This is a genomic window from Paenibacillus selenitireducens (assembly GCF_002021565.1).
Taxonomy (GTDB): Bacteria; Bacillota; Bacilli; order Paenibacillales; family Paenibacillaceae; genus Paenibacillus_K; species Paenibacillus_K selenitireducens.
Genome location: NZ_MSZX01000012.1, coordinates 21,010 through 42,058 on the forward strand (window position 1 = coordinate 21,010; position 21,049 = coordinate 42,058).

A 21,049-nucleotide genomic window follows, 5' to 3' on the forward strand; every position below is an offset into this window, starting at 1 on the left:
GCTTGCAATTATTCCGTTATTTTGAATGCATCAAAAATGAAGAGATCTCCTGTGTTCTTGACGATTTTGATCGTATGGGAGCCTTTGGATAATCCCGTTAGGCTATACACTGTCTGTTGAACCTGTCGATCCGGGCTATACGTACTCACCGTTTGTTTAAATTTATTATCTACGTAGATGTCGACGTTCCCCTGCTCAGCGCTTTTCTCCATGATCACTTCGACGCTGGATCCTTTGAACTTATATTCCAGCGTTGCTTTCGAACTTTGGCTAAGATGTACATCATCTTGGTAATCTCCGAATCCTCGATTCGTACTATGTGTCCAAGATCCTGTGTAATCGATGGCATGGTCTGTATCATTCACGATCTTCGGGAATGTAACCATGAACTTCAACTGATCCACGATCATGATTGAACCAGAGCGTTTAACCCCTTTGATTGTGTGCGTGCCGTTCGTTAGTCCGGAGAGGCGGAAGACGCTTTGCCCCGTTTGGCGGTTGGAATGATACGTGTTCACGGTTTGCTTGAACTTGCCATCCACGTAAATATCGATTTGGCCTTGATCCGGACCTTTAGCCGTAAGAAACTCAATGCCTGTTCCCTGGAACGTATACTCGAACGAATCGTTGTTCCGCTTTGTCACATGTACGTCATTCTGATAGTCGCCGCGGAAATGGAAAGTCAACATATTTGTGCCCACTGGCGCTTGCTTCAAAAAGGATTTTTTGATCGTCACCTTGTCGCCGGACACCTTGTAGTCTTTACCATCGTTCAAGGTGATGTTGCCCTGCGAAATATGCAGCAGGTTACTTCCATCGATAGTAAGCTCCGTTTGGATGTCCGCGGAATGGGCTCCATTCTTATGGAATTGTGCCGTGTCAGGTGTGATGAAATCCGATACACGGTATTTCAATTGATCGAGCAGCATGTAGTAGCCTGATTTCTTCACGACTTTTAGGGTGTGTTCACCGTTAGGCAGCCCCGCAATATTGTACACCGTCTGCCCGATTTGTCTAGCAGATTGATACGTGCTTATCGTTTGTTGAAATTCACCGTCTACGTAAATATCGATATCACCTTGCGACGAATCTTTCTCCGTGATCATTTCAATACCTGTTCCTGTGAAGGTATATTCGAAATAATCACCGTTTTTCTCCGTGAAATGCACGTCGTCTTTATAATCCCCAAGCCCCCGATTTCGCCCATGCTGCCATGCGCCGGTATATCGTACGCCTGGATCATCATCATTGACGGATACATAGCGTCCTCTGGACGTATCGGTTATGGCGACGGCAAGTGTCTGAGCTTTCCCGGCATTAAAAGATAACGTCAGATTCGCCATGCCTGTCGGAAGCTGAGCAAGGTATGCTTTCAAAATGGTGACTGAATGGCCCGAAACCATATAATCCACACCCGCTTCAAGCGTCTCTTCCCCATTGCTGATGCCGATCAGCGTATTGCCATTCAACTCTAACGTCGTCGTGACATCGTTCTGCTTCGCCACATTCCTATCAAAGCTCACCGCCGTAGGAAGAAGGGTACTGTTCGGCGCTGTCGTATCGCGTACGGTGACGTTCAAGGTTTGCGAAGCGCCCGCGCTAAACGTAAATTTCAGTTGGGCCGTCCCAACTGCCCGTGTCGCAAGGTATTCTTTCTTCACAATCACTTGATCTTCAACCACCGTATAATCCTTGCCAGGCACAAGGGCCGTGCCCTGATGCGTGATGCTGCTTAATGTATTGCCGTTCCATGTGACATGGGCCGTTATATCCGTCTGTTCCGAAACCTTCTTATCAAAATCGGCTTCCGATTGTACCAAGATGCTATTCTGTGCCGCGTTGTCCTCGATCGTTACTACAAGAGACTGAGCTGCTCCTCCGCTGAACGAGAAGGTGAGAGGGGTAACGCCCACCGGTTGCGATGCGAGATACGATTTCTTTAATAGGACCTGATAATCCGATACTGTGTAATCCACATCTGTTGTCAGGGTTGTTGCCCCGTTAGTGATGCTGTTCAACTTATAGTCATAGGTTGCGACTGTTACGGAAATATCTCCTTGCTCCGCACCTGACTTATCAAAGCTCGCTGTCACAGGCGTGATGAGATCGGGAACGCTGAATCGCAGTTGATCCAGCAGCATGAAGGTCCCAGACTTCTTCACCGCTTTGAACGTATGCGTGCCATCCGTTAATCCCGTGATCGCGTACACGGTTTGTTGTGCCAACCGGCCGGCGTTCGACGTATTTACCGTCTGCTGGTAAACACCGTCCATGTAAATATCGATTTCACCTTGCGACGGATCCAATTCCGTTATTATCTCAATGCCCGTGCCTTGAAACGTGTATTCGAAATAATCGCCGTCTTTCTCAGCAAAATGAACGTCATCGCCATAATCCCCAAGCCCTCTGTTATAGCTGCGGTTCCAAGCTCCTGTATACTTAATGCCCGCATCATCATCGTTCAGCGAGACCGTTCCGCCGTTCGACGCGTCCCTAACCGCTACCGCCAGGTTCTGTGCTGCCCCGCCGCTAAACTTCAATGTGAGCTGAGACATTCCCTTCGGCAAGGATGCAAGATACGCTTTCTTCAAGAACAGCTGGTTGCCTGCGACCGTATAGTCCGTGCCAAGCACTAAAGCCACATCACCGTTCTTGATTTCCTTAAGCACATTGCCGTGAAGCGCCATCGTAACTTTAACATCAGACATATCCAGCTCATTCGAATCATAGCTGATGACTGGCGGATTAATCTGACTGTCCCGAACCGTCGTGTCTTCCACGCTAATCACAAATTGCTGCGGCGCCCCGATGGGGAACGTTAACGTAAGGGTTGTCGTACCGACAGGCTGTACCGCTAAATATTCCTTCTTAATCGTAACAATATTGTCTGTAACCGAATAGTCTGTCCCTAACACCAAATCCTTGTCCCCGTGCGAAATCCGGCTGACCTCATGATTGGCATTCCACGTCAAGGTTGTCGTGACATCAGCCTGTTCAGACGCTCGTTTGTCAAAACTTGCGGTTGTAGGGCTGATCGTACTGTTCTCGACTTCCGAATCAATGACGTCGATCACCAGATTTTGTGTATCTACCGGCAATTCATGACCACCGTTACGCACCCATTCCCCTTGATATCTCATGCCAGTATCATCATCGTTCACCGAAACTGCGCCATCCAACGCCGTCACCTTGAACAATCGCGATCCGTGGGAGGGGACGTCCAATGCTTGATATCCGTCGTTAAACGTACCTAACTCGGTATGACTCCAAAGATCACGGACCGAGGCGGAACCCTCTAAACCTATGTCATTCCATTTGACAGATACCGTTGCCTTTTCACTTCCGAGATTAAATAACCCGACCGTGTAGGTACCGTCCCCATTATTCGCATACCATACTTGCTGTTCCGTATCTATGGATACAGGATGTGCGGGTCTCCCCGCTTGGTTGACCGCAATGACTTCATCATTCGTTAAGAGTTCAATTCCGTATTCATCCAACTTCGTCATATCGTTCCCAATGTATATAGGCGCAGCGGATATCGACCAGAACGTCATGGCCGTACGGCGCTCATCTTGGGTTATGCCGTCCATGGCACCGTTGCCCACGTTCAAGGAATCAAAATCATTCCAGCCTCCAGGACCCGCATGGCGCCACCATTGCTCAGCCTTGGGAAATAACCGTGCTATATTCGGCCAAGCTGTCAAACCGCCTGATCCGCAATAACATTCGATATCCCAATCTACGCGCCATCCATTCGCATACTGCTTCCATAGATCTGCATAGTTGATATCCAGCGCCCAAGATAGTTCAAACCAAATCTGATGACGAGCCAACGCCTGCGACCAAGCTTTAACATCATCACGGGCATCCAGGGACAGATCGGAAATACCGGAACCTGGTGTCACACTATCGAATTTTATAAAATCAACGCCCCATTCACCGAGTTTTTCGGCAATAGAATCGATATACTTTTGCGCGCAAGGATTCGAGAAATCAATCTTATATCCAAGCCCCCAGTAATCCGACTTCTGCAAGGGATGCACTGCAATGTCCTGCATTCGGCATTCCGTGCCGTAAATTTGCAAATTATCATCATAAGCTTGAGGAGATAACCCCTGAATCATGTAAAGACCGAACTTCTGACCATTGTTATGTACATGATCAATGACGTCTTGAAGCCCATCCGGATATAACGTCGTGCTCGGGATAGGTCTGCCGTATTCATCCATGCTGCCGTTCCATCCCGCATCCACGTTGATATAGGTATAGCCATGCGGCTGCAGCGTCTTATGCATGGCATCCGATTGCGCTTTGATATTGTCGGCAGTTATCCAACTGCCGGTATGATATACCTGCTGGCTGTAACTACTCCAGCCCATGTAAGGCTTATTCGCCAATCTATTATCGGCTGCCTGGGCAATCGGGGTAGAAGGAAACAGGATCCCCGCCTGAGTCGTGATGAATACGATAACCAACAGCCACATTCTCGTTGCATTCAGCTTCTTCATCTCATTTTTCTCCTTTGCTATTCGAAAATTGTAGCCTTCTCATGCTTGATTCATCAGCTGCGTCCCCCGCCATAGCTCGAAACTTCACATGATGTCATCTTTGATTTCCCCTCCTCCTTTCTTGCGAGACAGCTGCTGCGTTGTGATAGCGCTTTCCTCATGCCTGATGATAGGGGAATTAAACGTTCGCAGGTAGGTGCAATTTCATAAAAAGCATCCCGTTTCCCCGCTCCTGCAGGGTACAATTTACCCGTGTACCATCCCATTTTCCCGCTCATCGGTTCAATATTGATACTGGACGCCTCTTTCCATGCAAAGAGCATCCATTGCTTCAACCGCAAAAGATGCTCTTATATTCAGCAAAAATGGATGATGAAATGACAGTACCTAGGCTTTGACTACACGAACCGTTTCTCCCACAACCGTATCGAGCGTGATGATGCTGCCATGCCGTATGATCTCCTCCTCTCCCTGGATACATTTCACGCTGTCGTTCCAAGGATTGTAGAATTGAAGCTGCGCACCCGCTTCGCTATAAACCTCCATCCACACAATTTCCCCAGCTTCTGCCTTCGCGCTAACGAGAAACCCGCCGACAGCACGAAGCGTGGAAAATTCCGCAGTGACGTCCAAATTCCAGTTCGGGAACAATCGAATCATCCCGTTATAACTCTGCATTAAACATTCATTCACCACTGCCGACAGCGCAAAGTTCTCAAACCATATCCCCATTGGACTCATATAATCAAAATCAGTCGTATCCGCGTATCTTCCTCCAGCTTCCAGCAATCGATCTGTGCATGTGCCGTTCGGAAGCATACAATAGGCGATTTGACGTTTGAACCGTTCCAGATCAAGTTGACCCAATCTAGCTCCTGCCATAGAATAGAATACGAGTTCATTGCCGCCTTCATTGCGATGATTACGATACGAATTTACGGCAATCTCGTAATCTTCGGGAGAAGAATGCAATCCGTGTTCTTCTCCCGGAAATACCGTTGAGATCCCATTCGGCACGTTGTATACGACTTCGGGATCTTCCCCTTGGACCGAAACAAATACGGTCCCCCGCTTCGATGCTGCTGTCGGGTAGTCCGGGAATTTATCAAGAATATCCCTTACCTGGCCCAACAGTTCCTGCTCTTCGTCCTGCCGTTCCAAGACGGAGCAAGCTTGGATAAATGCTTGAAACAAAAACTTCGTCAATGTTAAATCAACGATGCAATCCTTATTCTTCTGAAACCCTGGCGTAAGTTCATACAACTCGGGAACGACCGTCGGGTAAATATGATAACGGTCATCGTTCCATCCCGCTCCACTAGCATCGGGACGCCGCATATAATCCACCATGAATAACACAGCCTCTTTCATCGGCCCGTAAGCACGGTCTTTCAAAAATGCACGGTCCATCGTATACAGATAATGCCACCAGAGGCTTTGTACGGTCCAAGGCGTCTCGCATACTTCCCACCCCCAGTGCGGTACAGGATACGGCATCATGTTCATCTTCACGGGGTATGCGGAATGCGGATAATAGGCCCCGCGCAGCCCGTAATATTCGCTCGCCCATTTCTGACTGACAGGCAGTACATGATCGACCATATTGACATAAGCGAGATGCTTATCTACATGATTGCTGGAGAAAGAGAGCCAGAACGGCTGCTGCGTATTGTAATTCATATGGTAATCGCCGTGCCATTCCGCACCAATCTTGCCGTAACTCCAGTTCGCGAACAACCCGGGGCAAGCAGCTTCCGGCTTCACGGAACAGTTAAAGAAATAGAGATTCCGATACCAAACTTGTTCCAAAAACGAATCCTCAAGCATGACGCCGGAGCGAGACCAGAATGCCTTCCAAAAACCTTCCGCTGCGCCGAACCGATCCGCGAAAGCCGATTGATTAGGAGAATCAATGGGCACGGTTGCCTGTGGCACCTCCGCATTCATCCCCTCATCTAAGGCGACCGTAATCAGGAATCCCGGTTCTAAACCGAGCTTAGCTTCTAAGTTGTCAGCACCTTCTTCAAAGGAGATACTTTGCGAGACACGTGCAGATAATCGAAATGCACGATCCTGCGGATGCCCTTGGCACATCTCCTTTTCATCACATGAGAAGGGAAGAATTTGACGGAACGACAGCTGCTTATTGGCGGAATCCACGATAGCCTCCAGAGCCGGCAATTCCGATGGCGTCTCAGGATCCGGTATAAGCTTCACCCGATGGAATAGATTCGGTGTAGGTACGAGCAATTCGTTATCCTTCATCGCTATGTGCAGACGATCCGCTTCCTGATCGACAAACACTTGCAGCGTAGCTCTTACGCCTTCCACGAGGAAGTCGATTTCGCATAGTCCATGGTGAATATGCAGCGTATGTCCCAGAACCTCTGTCGTTCTCCGGTCAAATCCTAACAGCAAGGAGCCGCAAGGCATCGGACGTGGATACGGAAAACTATAGTTTTCACTGGCTACCTTCACATAATCACGGTACCAAGGGTCATCGCTTAGCGATGCAAAATGTTCAGGAATCTCCTTCAACCGCGCAAATAATTGCTCAAAGGTACCGATCTGCTCTTGATTGTTCTCTGCAATCCGTATGTCCCAGACATTGTTATGGCCAAAATGAATGACAACCGCATCTGGGCGCGTCGTAACGACCGCCCCCAAACCTCCGTTACCCAACAGCGCCCCTTCAAAAAAACTCGGAGCAGGCCGATCATACGATAACGCATGCTTGCGTACTTGTTCCAATGTATTCAACAAGACAACCTCCCCTACATTCATTTCGTCGCTTAGAAACACCATCCGCTCCCACTTAAAAAGTGGGAGCGGATGGTCTTCTCTTATTTTTTAAATGTTGTATCATACGCCTTCTGCATGATTTCGAGATAGCGGTTGACGTTCAATTTATCCAACCCTTTCACATAGCTGTCCCAATCCTTGTTCAGATCCTTGTTGCCTGTAATGAACTGAAGGGTGCTTTGCTCGATGTAGCTCTTAATATTGGTCTGAAGCATGCTCGCTTCGTCCGTTTCCGTCGGGTCCATCCAAATGGCCCAATACGGGAATAATTCCTTCGGCTCTTTGCCTTCATACAATAATGTAGCGTCATATAATCTGCGCTCATAGCCGTCTGGCGCATAAATATCTTTCGCAGCTACATAGCTGTCACGGTATTCCCTTGTCATATAGATATGGCCCATCCCGCTCCATGCATAGTTCTTAGGCCCTTTTCCTTCTTCATACTGAATGGAGGCGATTTGCGGCGTTACGCCTTGACCCAGCGCTTCCTCGCCTTCTTTCGGTTTCCTCCAGCCTTCCCCTTCCTGACCTGCTATGGCAATCGTCTGACCTTCCGGCGTGTACATGAAGTCAACCATTTTAATCAATGCGATTTGAGCTTCCTTGCTCGCTTTATTCGTAATAACGAACTTCGCTCCCGGCGCGATCCCGCTGCCATTATGCGTAGCATAAGAAGCATACGGCCCTGTTAATGGCGGCAATGGGTTATAATCTTTCGTCCGCTTGTCAACGAAGATGGCTGGATGCATACCGGCACCGGCACCAAGGATTTCATCATTGGCGTTCTCGCCGATTTTTTTGAATGCTTCCGCATTTTGCGTAAAGGCTCCGGAGTCGATCAATCCCTCATCGTATAAGGACTTAATGTAAGCAAGCCCTTCCTTCCATTCCGGCTTATTCGCTACCGTATCCACTTTACCGTTAGCCAACTGCAAGTAATTGTTATCGTCATCATAGATGAAGCCATTCATTAAGTATGGAACAATACGGACACCGAAGTCTTCCGTGGAACCGCTGAGCGGAACTTCGTCTGCTTTGCCATTGCCGTTCGGATCATTGTTCTTGAAGGCTTCCAGCACTTTTTTGAAATCTTCCGTTGTTTTAGGCATTTCCAGCTTGAGCTTTTCAAGCCACTTCGTGTTGATCCACATTTTGTTCGGATAGGAACAATGGAAACATTCGCTGTACGCGACCAGACCATAGATATTGCCATCTGGCGCGGTCACGAAACTCCGCAAGGATTCATTGGATTCGATCGCCGCTTTGATGTTAGGGGCATATTGATCGATTAAATCATTCAATGGAAGAATGACGCCCTGTTTCCCGTACTTTAGCACATCCGCTTGCGAAAATTGATCAATGTAGCCTGTCAGCATATAGGAATCCGGATAGTCCCCGCTAGCAAGCGAGATTTGACGTTTTTCTTTGGCACCGTCCGTCGGGATGATCTGCCAATTAAATTTCGCGTTGAACTTATTCTCTAGAAATTTCGAAAATCCATTGTTAATAAGGTCAATGCCCGATTCCTGTTGCGCGAAGATACTGATTTCTACAGGCTTTTGTCCTCCCGCTTCGCTTGTATCCGTTGAAGACCCTGTTTCGGACGCCTCATTCTTCTGCGAGCAAGCAGCAAGCAGCAAGCTCACAACCATGACCAGACTCAATAAGCTAACGACTCTCTTTTTCACATGTAGCCTCTCCCTTTTAATGGTTATATTGTGAATCCCGTGCCACGAAGCATAGGTCAGCCTTTCACGGAACCGACCAGCATTCCTTGTACAAAATAACGCTGTACGAATGGATAAATACACAGCACAGGTAATGTTGCCACGACAATCAACGAGTATTTCAACAAATCAGCCATTTGCTGCTTCTCCACCATCTGCATCGCATCCATCGTGCCTGATCCATTGTTCAGAATAATAATGCTTCGGAGAATCAGTTGAAGTGGGAAGAGATGATCCGACTTCAGATAGATCAGCGCATCGAAGTAAGCATTCCATTGTCCGACCGCATACATCAGGAACAATACCGCAATGATCGGTTTGGACAGCGGAATGACGACGCTCCAGATGAATCGGAGATCGCGGCAGCCATCCAATTCGCTGGCTTCAACCAACTCATCGGGAATGGAGGATTGAAAAAAGGATCTGGTTATGATCACTTGCCACACCCAGATGGCGTTCGGAATGAGCAGCGCCCAGCGCGTATCGACCATGCCCATTTGTTTGACGACCATATACGTGGGGATCAACCCGCCGCCGAACAACATCGTGAACGTAATGATCATCATGAGAACATTGCGACCATAGAAAGTCTTACGCGATAACGGATAAGCAATCATGATTGTTAATGTCACGCTAATCAACGTCCCTGCCACCGTATAGAACAACGAATTCCCGTAACCCGTCAAAATCTGCGGATTCTGGAATAATGTCGTGTAACCCTTGAATGAAATATCTACGGGCCATAACCAAACTTTACCGGACGATACTGCCGCAGGACTGCTAATTGAACTGCTTAAGATATAAATAAGCGGATATAACACGATAACTAGCACCAGTGTAAGGACAACATAGATAGCACCCAAAAATACGCGGTCACCTATGGAATTTCGAATCGAATATTGCGTCGAAGTCATGCGAACCCCCCCTTGTCTACCAAATACTATTATTCGAGATCCGTTTGGCTAACGAATTGACGAAGACCAACAAACATAAATTGATCAACGAATTGAACAAGCCAACCGCGGTCGCGAAGCTGTAATTGGCGTTAAGTAAACCGATCTTGTACACATACGTCGAAATAATTTCGGACGTAGCCGTATTTAGCGGGTTCTGTAACAGATAAATCTTCTCGAAGCCCAGCCCCATAATGCTCCCGACGTTCAGAATGAGAATAATCGTAATCGTCGGCAGGATCCCTGGCAAATCCACGTGAAGAATTTTCTGAAAGCGCGATGCCCCATCTACTTTGGCTGCTTCATACAGTACAGGATCAATTCCCGCTAGGGCGGCTAAATAAACAACGGAAGCATATCCAGCAGATTGCCAGACATCAGACCAGACATAAATCGATCGGAACATGCTAGGTTCGCCCAGAAAGTTAATCGAGTCCATGCCCAAGGCATTCATCGCCGTATTAAAGAACCCAAGCCGCGGTGCCAGGAACAACATGATCATCGACACCATAACGACCGTGGATATAAAATAAGGGGCGAAGGTTACCATCTGGACAAGCTTCTTGAACCTTGCGCTTCGTATTTCATTCAGTGCTAAGGCCAGCACAATTGGAATCGGGAATCCTACAGCTAATTGATATAGGCTGATATAAATCGTGTTCTTCACCAGCGTCCAGAACATCGGATTCTCAAAAAACAGCTCAAAATTTTTGAATCCGATCCACGGGCTTCCCCATATTCCCTTCGTCACGTTATAGTCTTTGAAAGCAAGCGCGGCATTCAGCATCGGATAGTATTTGAAAATAACAAAGAACAGAACCGGTGGAATCACGATCAGATACAACTGCCAATGCTTGATAAAACTCTTTCTTGCGACGTCCAAAACAATCCCCCCTCGGCATTGCAGCCCTTGATGTGTGATAGCGCTTTCTACACGATTCATTGTAGTAGAATCACAGATCTGCACGGTAGGTACAATCGGTTTTTTTGCGTACAGGAATCCCGAATTTGAAGGTTCACTTCGCCGAAGAGAATACAAAAATCCCAACTGCGACAAGCAGTCGGGAGGAATGAAACTACATCGATTGCCGGTAGGAACTTGGGGAGACCCCCATCACTCGTTTGAAGGCCCTGCGGAAGGAGTGTGAACTGTTGTATCCAACGCGCGAGGAGATTTCATCCACGGTATAATCTTTGTGAGTTAATAAGAGAACGGCCTCTTCCATTCGGACCTGCTCCAAATAATCCGAAAGGTTCGTTCCCGTCACATCTTTGAACAATTGCGAAATGTATTTCTCAGGTCGTTCCACTTGCTCCGCCACCCGATATAAATTCAATTCTTGATCGGCAAAATTCAAGAGGATATAACTCTTGATCTGCTCGATCATTTTCGCATGATTATGATTCTTCTTCCCCATAATGACACGACATAAATCCATAATAATATGTTCGATCTCCTCTTGAATGGAGGACATCTCGTTCGCAGGTTGAATGCTCATGATTTGATGATGAAGTTTATCGTATAAAGAAGACTCCGCAAAGATTTTCTGATTCATCAGTTTGATAAGCGACCCTCGCATCTCGCCTACCAATTGCAGCTTCATTTCGATCGATAAATGCTGGTTACCCATATTTTTATCTATGATGGATTTGACGATCTTTCTCGCTTCTTCACTGTCTCCTGCCCGGATGGTACTGATTAACCGCTGCTCAATGTCCATCGGATAATAATAGCTTCCGCTCTCGACTTTCGAATCACTGAACCATGCGATGTGTCCCCGATTGTTCAGAACCGCATACTCCAAGGTTTGCTTCGCTTGCTCATATGAATGCGTAATCTCTTGAATGGTGGGGAAAGCTTCTCCGATCGCCACGGTAATCTTGAGTTTATATTCACCGTAGGCCATGCGAAGCAGCTCTCCAAATATCTCCTCCATGTGCGAGCGGCCCCTGTCTACATTCGCATCTTCCCTCGGATTCATATAAATTATGACCATGCGATCCGAGCCTACATCCGTTAAATGAATCGGTTCCTTCCGATCTTCGATCATCTGCGTCAGAATCAATCGGGCAGCATGCAGCTCATGCAATATTTCCACGCTGTCCATGTCTGCATAGCCGTTAATTTGCAGAACGGCCACATACCCCTGATTCGAGGGGAATACCGTATTGGCTTGCGCCGCTGCAGCTAAAATCTCATCTCCCGTGTGAAATTCCCCCATGATTAGCCGCTTCAGGAATCCGTCCCGAATCATAGGAAGCTGGCGGGTAAGCTCCATCTCCAGCCGCTTATTCTTCGTGATCATATGCGAGATATTGCCGTGCAAAAAATCGTACTCATTGCGGCCGGTCACGCCGTCTTTCGCGAATTGCTCTTTCATCACGGTTAGCAGCTTATGAAGCGGCGCGCTGTTCCGATAAGACAATAAGAGGCCTGCCATTAATCCGAGAAGCAAGGCGGCGCCTGTAACCAACCACGTGATATGTTTGATCTTATTCGCATTCGCCATCAGAATCTCTTTCGGGATCCCTGCTTGATATACCCAACCGTTCGTCTTGGACTGCATCGTAATGACCAGATCATCCTTATAATACTGGCTTTGCTTCGTTTGCTTGAAATGCGGGTCCGAGGACATCTCTTCCACCTCGGCTTGGCCGATGCCCTGCAAGCTGATTGGATTTCCTTCCGTATCACGGACATACGTCCAACCCCCATAACGCTCCTTCCAGCCTGAGAGCAGATTGGATATATTCTTCTCATCAATCATGACCACGACGGTAGCCGGAGAAGATCCGCTAAAACTAGCTAACGGCAGCGACTGCATATAGGTGATGGCCGCATATTCTTTCCCGTCGCTTGTTACGGGTTGGAGCGGTAGAATTTCGCTGCGATGCGTTTGGTTCAACAGCGTCTCTTCCCACTCTTCCCAGGTCATATGCTTAAAATGTGAAGCCTCGTAATAGTATTCCGGGCGATACGTCGACCCTTTTGATAGAATCACATTGTAATTGCTGAAATAAATGAAATAGTTCTGCAAAAAATCATTGGTTTGACTAAACGGCATCACCTGCTTCATGAGATCCCACATGCCGTACACATTCATTCTCCCGTTCACGGCGTCTTCACTCATAAGCACATTTAAATCTTGATTCAATGCCAGCTGTCTCGTGAATCCTTCTACCTCGGCCATTCTTCGTTCGAGTATTTCTTGGCTTTTCCGAAGCTCCGTGACGCTGTTCTCAATCGACATCGACTCCGTAACCATTATGGATGTGCGATAAGATACATATCCCGCAAGACTAGGTATGATCAAAATCAACAAATAAGATATTAAAAACTTCCGAAATATTCCTGCATATCGAGGCACAAGCAACCCATCCCCTATCTATATGGTAGCGTTTTCAAATCCTAATATGAAAATACCCTAGCTGCAAAGGAAAGACAACCACAGCCCCCCTGGATTGCTGCGATTGTCTTTCATGTATAGCTTTTCGCTAAATTTAGATGGCTTGCAATTGGCTATTCAACGTGTATACACCGCCTGCTTCAGCGTCAAGCGATACCCTTTCATTCCCCAAACGAACCGTGATATTTCCTTTGGCATGCGCATAGATCGTTGTTTCTACCATTTGACCGTTCGCCCACGCCATATCTACTTCCGCATTCCCTCTTACCCGCAAACCTGTAACCGCTCCCGTGGACCATGCTTGAGGCAGGGCCGGCAGCAGATGTATTTCACCCGGACGACTCTGCAGCAGCATTTCCGCAATGGCGGCTGTACCGCCGAAATTCCCGTCAATGACGAAAATATTGGTCTCAGCCCCTGCGATTCCTGATTTGGAATAGGTCAATAAATTATCAAAGCATAATTCCCCAATTAAGTGAGAGATATGTTTGTATGCCTTCTCCCCGTCATGTAACCGGGCAAAATTTAGTCCAAAGAGCGCTGCTGTGAATTCAATATCCTCAAGCTCGTCCTGAACCATCCGATTCTCAAGGCTAACTCTGGCGGCGGCACTTAATTCGGGTGTCCCATCCGGCGTCACCTGATGGCTTGGATACAAGGCTTGCATATGAGACAGGTGCCGATGCTCCGGCTGGGCCTCTTCATAGTCTTCCAACCATTCTTGCAATTGTCCCTTCTTGCCAATCTGAAGCGGCGGCAATAGGGCGATCGCCTCTTTCAGCTTTTCTTGAAATTGAATGTCCGTATTCAACAATTCCGCCGATTTCAGACAGAAAGTATATAAATCTCGCACAAGCACTTGATCCAACGTGGTTCCCATAGATAATTGCTGGATGCCTTGGCTTCGATCGTTAGGATAAAAATGGTTTTCCGGCGAATCCGATGGACCCGTGACCAACCACCCGTACTTCGGATGTACCGTCATGTAATCCAAGAAAAATGCGGCAGCTTCTTTCAGGATGGGATACGCTTGCTGCGCTAAAAACTCCCGATCCTGGCTGAATTCATAGTGCTCGATCAGATGCGTCGCAATCCATAGTCCACCGGTGACATTGAGTCCCCAAGACGTCTCCCAACCCGGCACCGTGAACCCCCATACATTGGAGAATACGTGCGCAACCCAGCCATCGCTTCCATAGAAATCCCGTGCTGTAGAACGCCCGGCCCGCGAGAGATCCTCGATGTATCGCATCAACGGAAGATGGCTTTCCCCTAGATTCGTCACTTCGGTCGGGAAATAATTCATTTCCGTATTGATATCGAGATGATAGTCGCAACTCCAACCCATACGGCAGGCTTCGCCATCATTCCATATGCCTTGCAAGTTCAGCGGCAGCGGAGAATCGGCCCGGGATCCAGCGATCGTCAAGTAGCGCCCGTATTGCAGGAATAAAGCGAATAGCTGGGGATCATCGATCTGCCCTTCCTTAAACAATCGAATGCGTTCATCTGTGGGCAGACCTTCTTGTGCCGAAGTGCCTAACTGTACGCTCACCCTGTCGAAGAGCTGGCGGTATTCCGCAATGTGATCGGCTCTAAGACGTGCATATCCTTTGGTTAGCGCAGACTCCACTTGAAGTTCGCATGCCTCCGTCCAATTGTCATCTCTTCGGTAGTCTGTATTCACCGCTAAGTAAATCCAAGCCTCATCTGCACCCGATACAACGAGCTGTCCCGCAACGCTTTCACGGGTTCCGCCGGAAGTTACCACTTTGACGAGACCCTGGCTCCATACACCACATGTTCCATCGCTATGGACATGCTCCGTCGCCTGACTTCTAAATTTCAACGCATCTCCGTTCACCGACTCGACCAGGAAAGATTCCGTATGTCCTTGGATATCCATTGTGAAAGAAACTGATCCCGGAGAATCTCCCCAAATTCGGGACGCGACGATACCGTCGGCATGCGTAGCGAATACCTCGCGCGTGAACATGGTACCATTCGCCTTATACGATACTTGTGTTATCGCTTGATCGAGCCGCAATTCACGTACGAATTGTTCAGTCTCTCCTGCGGGGGCAAAATTGAACTTGATGTCGCATAGCGGCAAATTTGTTCCGAAATTCTGTTTCTCCGGCTGCAGCAGCTGCTTCGCGAGTTGATCCCCCGTCACATAATCTCCCGCAAAAAAATGCCTTCTCATCTCTTCAAGATCAGCTTTTCCTTTTGACCCGCTTGCAATGACTTCGGATTTCCCCGACCAGTAGGTTACCTCCGTCATGTTCCATGTCTCTGCATCTGTCCCCCCATAAATGACGGCGCCGATTCTTCCGTTGCCGACTGGAAGCCCTTGTGACCACTGAGTGGCGGGCTGCGTATACCATAACTTCAATTCGCTCATCTTGTATCCTCCTGTTCATGTATGTGGAATGAATTTATCTCACGCGATAGGCTTCAAAGCACGAAGGAATGATTTCGGTTGAAGCGCCTGGCATCTCCGGAAGGATGTAGAATCCGTTCTTAACCGTTGCCGGTTCTACGAAAATATCCCGAATCCATGGAATATATTCCAACATAACCGCTCCCTGCGTTGCCGCAACTAAGTGCTGATGAATCTGTCCCATATCGCCCACATGCGGACATACGGGAATATCATACGCAGCCGCTAGTCCTGCGACTTGAAGCCATTCGGTAATGCCGGCTACGCGCGTCACGTCGACTTGGCAATACTCTACGGCGCCTTGACTGATGTAATCACGGAACGCGTATTTGGTGTACACATGTTCTCCTAGCGCAATAGGTACGTTCAAGGCATCCGCTAATTTCTTATGTCCCAGAATGTCGTCGGGATTCAACGGCTCTTCCAACCAGAACAAGTCGAACTCCTCCAACTTCTTGCCCCACGTCATCGCCGTGTTGATATTCCATTGCTGATTAACGTCAATCATGAAGATCGTCTGATCTCCGATCGCCTTTCGAACGGCTCGTACGCGATCATAATCTTCGTGGGGATCGGCCTTCCCAACTTTAATCTTCACCCCTGTGAAGCCTTGTTCCACGATATCGGTAACATCCTTTAGCAGCCGTTCTTTGGACCAGTTCAACCAACCGCCGTTCGTATTATAAGCTTTTATTCCTTTCGACTTATGGCCACCGAGATATTTCCACAGCGGTTGGTTCGAGGCTTTGGCCATAATATCCCACAACGCGATATCGACGGCAGCCAGTGCCATATGCGTGATACCCGCCCGGCCAATCCAATGCATTTTACCAAAGCGTAAGGTATCCCAAATTTCCTTGACCATAAAAGGATCTTTGCCGATCAGTTCAGGCCCATAATAACGGTCAATCGTATCCACGATCATATCGTCGCCATGTCCGCAGGTTCCGGTATACCCGTATCCCACGAAACCTTCATCTGTATGAATTTTCACCCCCGAAAGTCCCCAGTGGGTCGCAACATTGATCGCATCCGTAATCGGTGGGTTGATAGGTACATGAAGCACAAAGGTTTCAACTTTTGTAATTTTCATTTCGGAAGTCTCCTAAGATCGAATTTTAATAACCCAACGATGCGCCGCCCTCAACAGGCAGGGCAACCCCCGTAATAAATGAGGCCTGTTCCGACGCCAAAAATAATACAGCCTGCGCAATTTCTTCTGATGATGCGGGCCGTCCCAATGCATGCATGTCATTCAAGGCTTGCACGGTCGCCTTAGGGTCGGCTTGCTGCTGTGTCCAGGCCTCGAGCAACGGGGTCATCACCCCCGCAGGACATACACAATTTACGCGCACGCCATCAGAAGCGTAATCCAACGCGAGCGACTTGCTCATCGCAATGACCCCGCCTTTACTGGCTGCGTAGACCGGATTTTTCCTTTGACCCGTGATACCGTTCAGCGACGCCATATTCACGATCGACCCGCGGGTTTGGCGTAAATGCGCGATGGCATACTTCACCGTCAGATAGACCCCTTTCAAATTGACCTGAATCAGGCGATCAAAGGCCGATTCCTCAATCTCCTCCAAATATTTGGGCAGAATAACTGCTGCATTATTGAACAGCACGTCGAGCCGACCGAATGCTTGCAATGTTTTGGCTATGAGATTCACTACATCACCATCGCGAGACACATCTGTCTGAATCGCGATAGCACGTATCCCCCCGTCACTTCGTGGATACATTTCATTTAATTTCGTCGCTACTCGCTCCGCTTCAGCTTCATTCCAATCTGCAATGACAACTTGCGCGCCCTCTTCAGCGAACCTTTCCGCGCTAACTTCGCCGATCCCAGAACCACCGCCCGTGACAATGACAACCTTATCTACAAACCGCATGCGACTTCCTCCTTCGCATTCGATCCTTGGATGTGAACGATGGCATGCAGTTCTAGACATGGAATACGAACGTTCACGTGTTCTCCGTCCCAATCCCATACGAGTTCCGTGCCTTCAGGCTGCAAGACGACTCGAGTGGGCATCGTGTCCATGCGCATACGGAATTCCAAGTCATAGATCGGAGGAATTTCCTCGTTGTGAATCACGTAACCGGGTCTTTTCTGAGCAAAATAATTCAAGAAATGGACGATTGTTTCGTGCCCTGCCTCCGTTGTCCGCTCAGTCATGTTCATCTCCACATGCAAGGGCTTGCGAACCTGGATTTTCCTCGCCGCCGCTGGGAGCATGATATCTAGGCAAGAAGTTAGCCACTCCCGAATGAGCCGGTGCCCTTCCAGATAATATAACGCGAATAAATCTCCGTTCAGATACATCGCTTGGCCTTTGCCATATGCGTGGAGCGTCACCGCTGATGCGGCAACCTTCGCCCCCGCCGGTGCGGCGCCAACCGTGGTGTAATGCCGCCAATCGGAGCGTTCTCTTGCTTCGCTGCGCCATACCGTGTCCACCGGTTCAAGCAAATCCGCGAGCGATTCGGCGTTGCCCATCGCGAGCTCCATCGCCGTTCCCCACGCCTGTAACCGGATTTGGCCATACTCCATATGTGCGGCCATGTTGGGATCTGCCCGCCAATAATGAAGCGGAGCAGGCAACACGCCTGTTCGCGACAACCCTAACAAGGTTGCGAATGGATCTGTCGCTCGACGTTCGCCTTGTTCGTTCCACAACCCCGAACGCCCTGTTACAATCAGCTGCCCGCCCGCTTCCACATATTGTTCAAGTGCCGTAATCGTTGCCTCTTCCAATAGGCACTGGTCCGGAATGATAACCAATGATTGGCGATCTATTTGATTGCGGAGCGTTTCTTCGTCATAAATGAGATGCTGAATACCTGCTTCCGTTAACCATAACGATGCCCCGTCGACCCGGTCGGTACGGTATTTCGGCAAAGCTCCCCAGTGCTTATCCCGCCCCCACTCCGCTCCGGCCGTAGGACCCAGCACGTTAGATGCAAGGCTAGCAAGAACCGCCACTTCGGGTACGGGCTGCGCGCCAAACGTAAATGCCTCCCGATCCTTCACGAACGAGTAGACTTGCTTAAGGTCTCGGTATACGGTCGGCTCTACCGTTCCATCCGGATAAGGTTGATCAGCGAAGAAACCGCGAGCTCCCACGGCAAGAATGGTGGCCATCTCCAACTTCCAGTCCGTGTGGGAACGTATCTGCCATTCGCCCCATCCATGAAACCGTTCATTCATGTAATCGAAAGGCAGTCCTGTCGTCGCCTGATACCTTCCCTCGCGGCTAAAGATCATTTCATGATTCGCACCGAAATGAACCGGATCGCAGGATAACCAATCCAAGCCCAATTCCCGTGGCGTCAGCCATTTTACGAATTGACCTTGCTCTATCTTCGGCACGCCGTAAAAATATTTCCCTAAGTTGTTCTCAGCGACCAAGGTCTCGGGAGAGATTTCTTTGATCGTGCGGATCAAATCCTTCACGTAAGGAGCAATTAATCCGCGCCGCCACAATCGCCACCGAATCCAATCCGGATGGTCCAGCTCGACTCCCGCTTCAGGCATCGGACCGGTTGGCAGTTCGCAGCCCATATCCTCCTTATATCGCTCATGACAGCTTTGGCAATAACAAGGATATTCCACCATCCAGCTGCCGGCATCGATCCAGATTCCGTCTGGCTCATGACGACGCACAGCTTCCTGCAACAATGGCAAAAAGTATTCCTTTAAATATCCCGTGGCGATGCATACATGAGATGCGTCATGCTGCAGCCAGGCGCCCCGCGGCATCGTCCCATCTTCATTGCGGCGCATCCATTCAGGGTGATTTTTATGCAAATGGATGGTTGTAAAAGCATTCAAATACAAAATGGTGCGAATCCCCGCTTCTTTCAATGCACGAGACATAAGTCCGGTATAATCACTCTTCAGATTCGGATGTACCGGAGCAATCCGTGACGGATAGAAAGCGTGACCATAATGGTCGTAAGCAAAAAACTCTACCGCTTCAATGCCCGCTTCCTTAAACATGCCAGCTTGCTTGCGTGCTTCTTCTAGCGTAAATGCGCCCGCTACCCCCTCCATCCAAGCCGGTTGGTGATAATCCAAGTGCAATTTACGAAACGTGCGGCCAATCCAATTCCCCATGTCCATTCTCCTTTGTGCTCCAATGATGCGTTGTCACGAAGTTATATTTTTATCCGCTATTCATGTAAGTTGTCTTTCACTTCATTTATCATGTATTGTATCATTGGTGATGGATATCGTATTTGACCAACCATCCATTCATTTGACGATTCATCCGCTAAAAATTGCATCAATGAACATGGAAAGAAGGAGTTCAATTGAAACTTTTATCTGAAATGACACCCTATGTTGGGGATTCCTTAACCTACTTATATGACGGAAGCTCAAGCGAACGCCTCCGTACCTGCAATGTATATGCCTTTCATCTGTTCACCGATGGTCCTGGCGAGATGGAGGTTGATGGTAGACGCTACCCGATTGACAAAAGAACGCTTGTATTCCTGCGTCCTGGTCAACCGCACGCCTTCCATATTTCTTCGCAGCATCCCTTGGCTTCGTACAATTTGTACTGCGATCTATGGGAATCGGTACAGCCGTTGTCGGTTAACCGCTCCTTTGCTTTTGCTCCGGATCGATTCCAAGCCGACGCGCTGGCAACGGTGTTTTCTTGTGAAGAACTTGATGCTCTGCCATGTCTGTTCTCCCTGCAGCCCTATCCACTGCTTTATGATTTGTTCATCGTGATCGCGAATACCTTCAGCGAATCCCGCTTCTATCACCACGAGGCCGCGAACAGCCTGCTGTATGCCTGGATACTGAATTGGTACAATACGATCCATACGCACCAACCTACGGACTACCGCATCGTTCGGCTGCTTGCTCATTTGAATGAACATCCCGATCGAAAAGAGTCGGTAGAAACATGGTCGCAATTCTGCGGGCTCAAACGAACGTATTTCCATGAGCTTTTCCTAAGGGAAACGGGCCTTACCCCCAAGGCATACCATCATAAATTAAGAATGATTCGGGCGGCTCATCTCCTCGTGGAGAGTGATCTCAGCGTGACAGCTGTTGCAGATAAACTCGGATATCTATCCATACATCCTTTCACACGGCATTTCAGCACCTACTATGGTGTTAGTCCAAGTCAGTATCGTTTACATCCAAAAAGGGCTCAATTGTGAGAAAAACCTCTACCCT

The 21,049-nt window shown here is 48.6% G+C and carries 12 protein-coding genes; 1 reads left to right on the plus strand and 11 read right to left on the minus strand.

Annotated elements, in window-relative coordinates:
- Positions 1 to 8 precede the first annotated feature (8 nt).
- The 11 genes from BVG16_RS25000 to BVG16_RS25050 all read right to left on the minus strand — a co-directional run bounded on the left by BVG16_RS25000 (position 9) and on the right by BVG16_RS25050 (position 19,969).
- Positions 9 to 4,511, minus strand: a complete 4,503-nt coding sequence (locus BVG16_RS25000; RefSeq protein ID WP_078501935.1) for a X2-like carbohydrate binding domain-containing protein — start codon at positions 4,509 to 4,511, stop codon at positions 9 to 11.
- Between the two features lie 53 nt (positions 4,512 to 4,564).
- Positions 4,565 to 4,846, minus strand: coding sequence for a hypothetical protein (locus BVG16_RS33465; RefSeq protein ID WP_144027484.1), 282 nt, complete (start codon positions 4,844 to 4,846; stop codon positions 4,565 to 4,567).
- Between the two features lie 52 nt (positions 4,847 to 4,898).
- Positions 4,899 to 7,271, minus strand: coding sequence for a glycosyl hydrolase family 95 catalytic domain-containing protein (locus BVG16_RS25010; RefSeq protein ID WP_158081783.1), 2,373 nt, complete (start codon positions 7,269 to 7,271; stop codon positions 4,899 to 4,901).
- Positions 7,272 to 7,354: 83 nt separating this feature from the next.
- The gene (locus tag BVG16_RS25015; protein WP_078501937.1) at positions 7,355 to 9,001 is read right to left on the minus strand and encodes an extracellular solute-binding protein; all 1,647 of its coding nucleotides are present in this window, start codon (positions 8,999 to 9,001) and stop codon (positions 7,355 to 7,357) included.
- A 56-nt stretch (positions 9,002 to 9,057) separates the two neighbouring features.
- Positions 9,058 to 9,954 (minus strand): carbohydrate ABC transporter permease, encoded by an 897-nt coding sequence (locus BVG16_RS25020; protein WP_078501938.1) that lies wholly within the window; start codon positions 9,952 to 9,954, stop codon positions 9,058 to 9,060.
- Positions 9,955 to 9,970: 16 nt separating this feature from the next.
- The gene (locus BVG16_RS25025) at positions 9,971 to 10,876 is read right to left on the minus strand and encodes an ABC transporter permease (RefSeq protein ID WP_233147165.1); all 906 of its coding nucleotides are present in this window, start codon (positions 10,874 to 10,876) and stop codon (positions 9,971 to 9,973) included.
- Positions 10,877 to 11,069: 193 nt separating this feature from the next.
- Positions 11,070 to 13,361: a helix-turn-helix domain-containing protein gene (locus BVG16_RS25030; protein ID WP_078501939.1), complete on the minus strand. Its 2,292-nt coding sequence runs from the start codon at positions 13,359 to 13,361 to the stop codon at positions 11,070 to 11,072.
- Positions 13,362 to 13,494: 133 nt separating this feature from the next.
- Positions 13,495 to 15,804 carry a glycoside hydrolase family 95 protein gene (locus tag BVG16_RS25035; protein ID WP_078501940.1) on the minus strand — a complete coding sequence of 770 codons (2,310 nt, stop codon included), beginning with the start codon at positions 15,802 to 15,804 and terminating at the stop codon, positions 13,495 to 13,497.
- A 34-nt stretch (positions 15,805 to 15,838) separates the two neighbouring features.
- Positions 15,839 to 16,936, minus strand: a complete 1,098-nt coding sequence (locus BVG16_RS25040; protein ID WP_078501941.1) for a mandelate racemase/muconate lactonizing enzyme family protein — start codon at positions 16,934 to 16,936, stop codon at positions 15,839 to 15,841.
- 25 nt (positions 16,937 to 16,961) lie between these two features.
- Complete coding sequence (locus tag BVG16_RS25045; RefSeq protein WP_078501942.1) at positions 16,962 to 17,741, minus strand: SDR family NAD(P)-dependent oxidoreductase; 780 nt, start codon at positions 17,739 to 17,741, stop codon at positions 16,962 to 16,964.
- A complete protein-coding gene (locus BVG16_RS25050; protein ID WP_158081784.1) occupies positions 17,729 to 19,969 on the minus strand; it encodes a beta-galactosidase trimerization domain-containing protein in 2,241 nt (746 codons plus the stop codon). The genes BVG16_RS25045 and BVG16_RS25050 overlap by 13 nt, the downstream gene beginning before the upstream one ends.
- A 197-nt stretch (positions 19,970 to 20,166) precedes the next feature.
- On the opposite strand from BVG16_RS25050, the gene BVG16_RS25055 reads away from it, so the two are divergent.
- A complete protein-coding gene (locus BVG16_RS25055; protein ID WP_078501944.1) occupies positions 20,167 to 21,033 on the plus strand; it encodes an AraC family transcriptional regulator in 867 nt (288 codons plus the stop codon).
- The last annotated feature ends 16 nt before the right edge of the window (positions 21,034 to 21,049 follow it).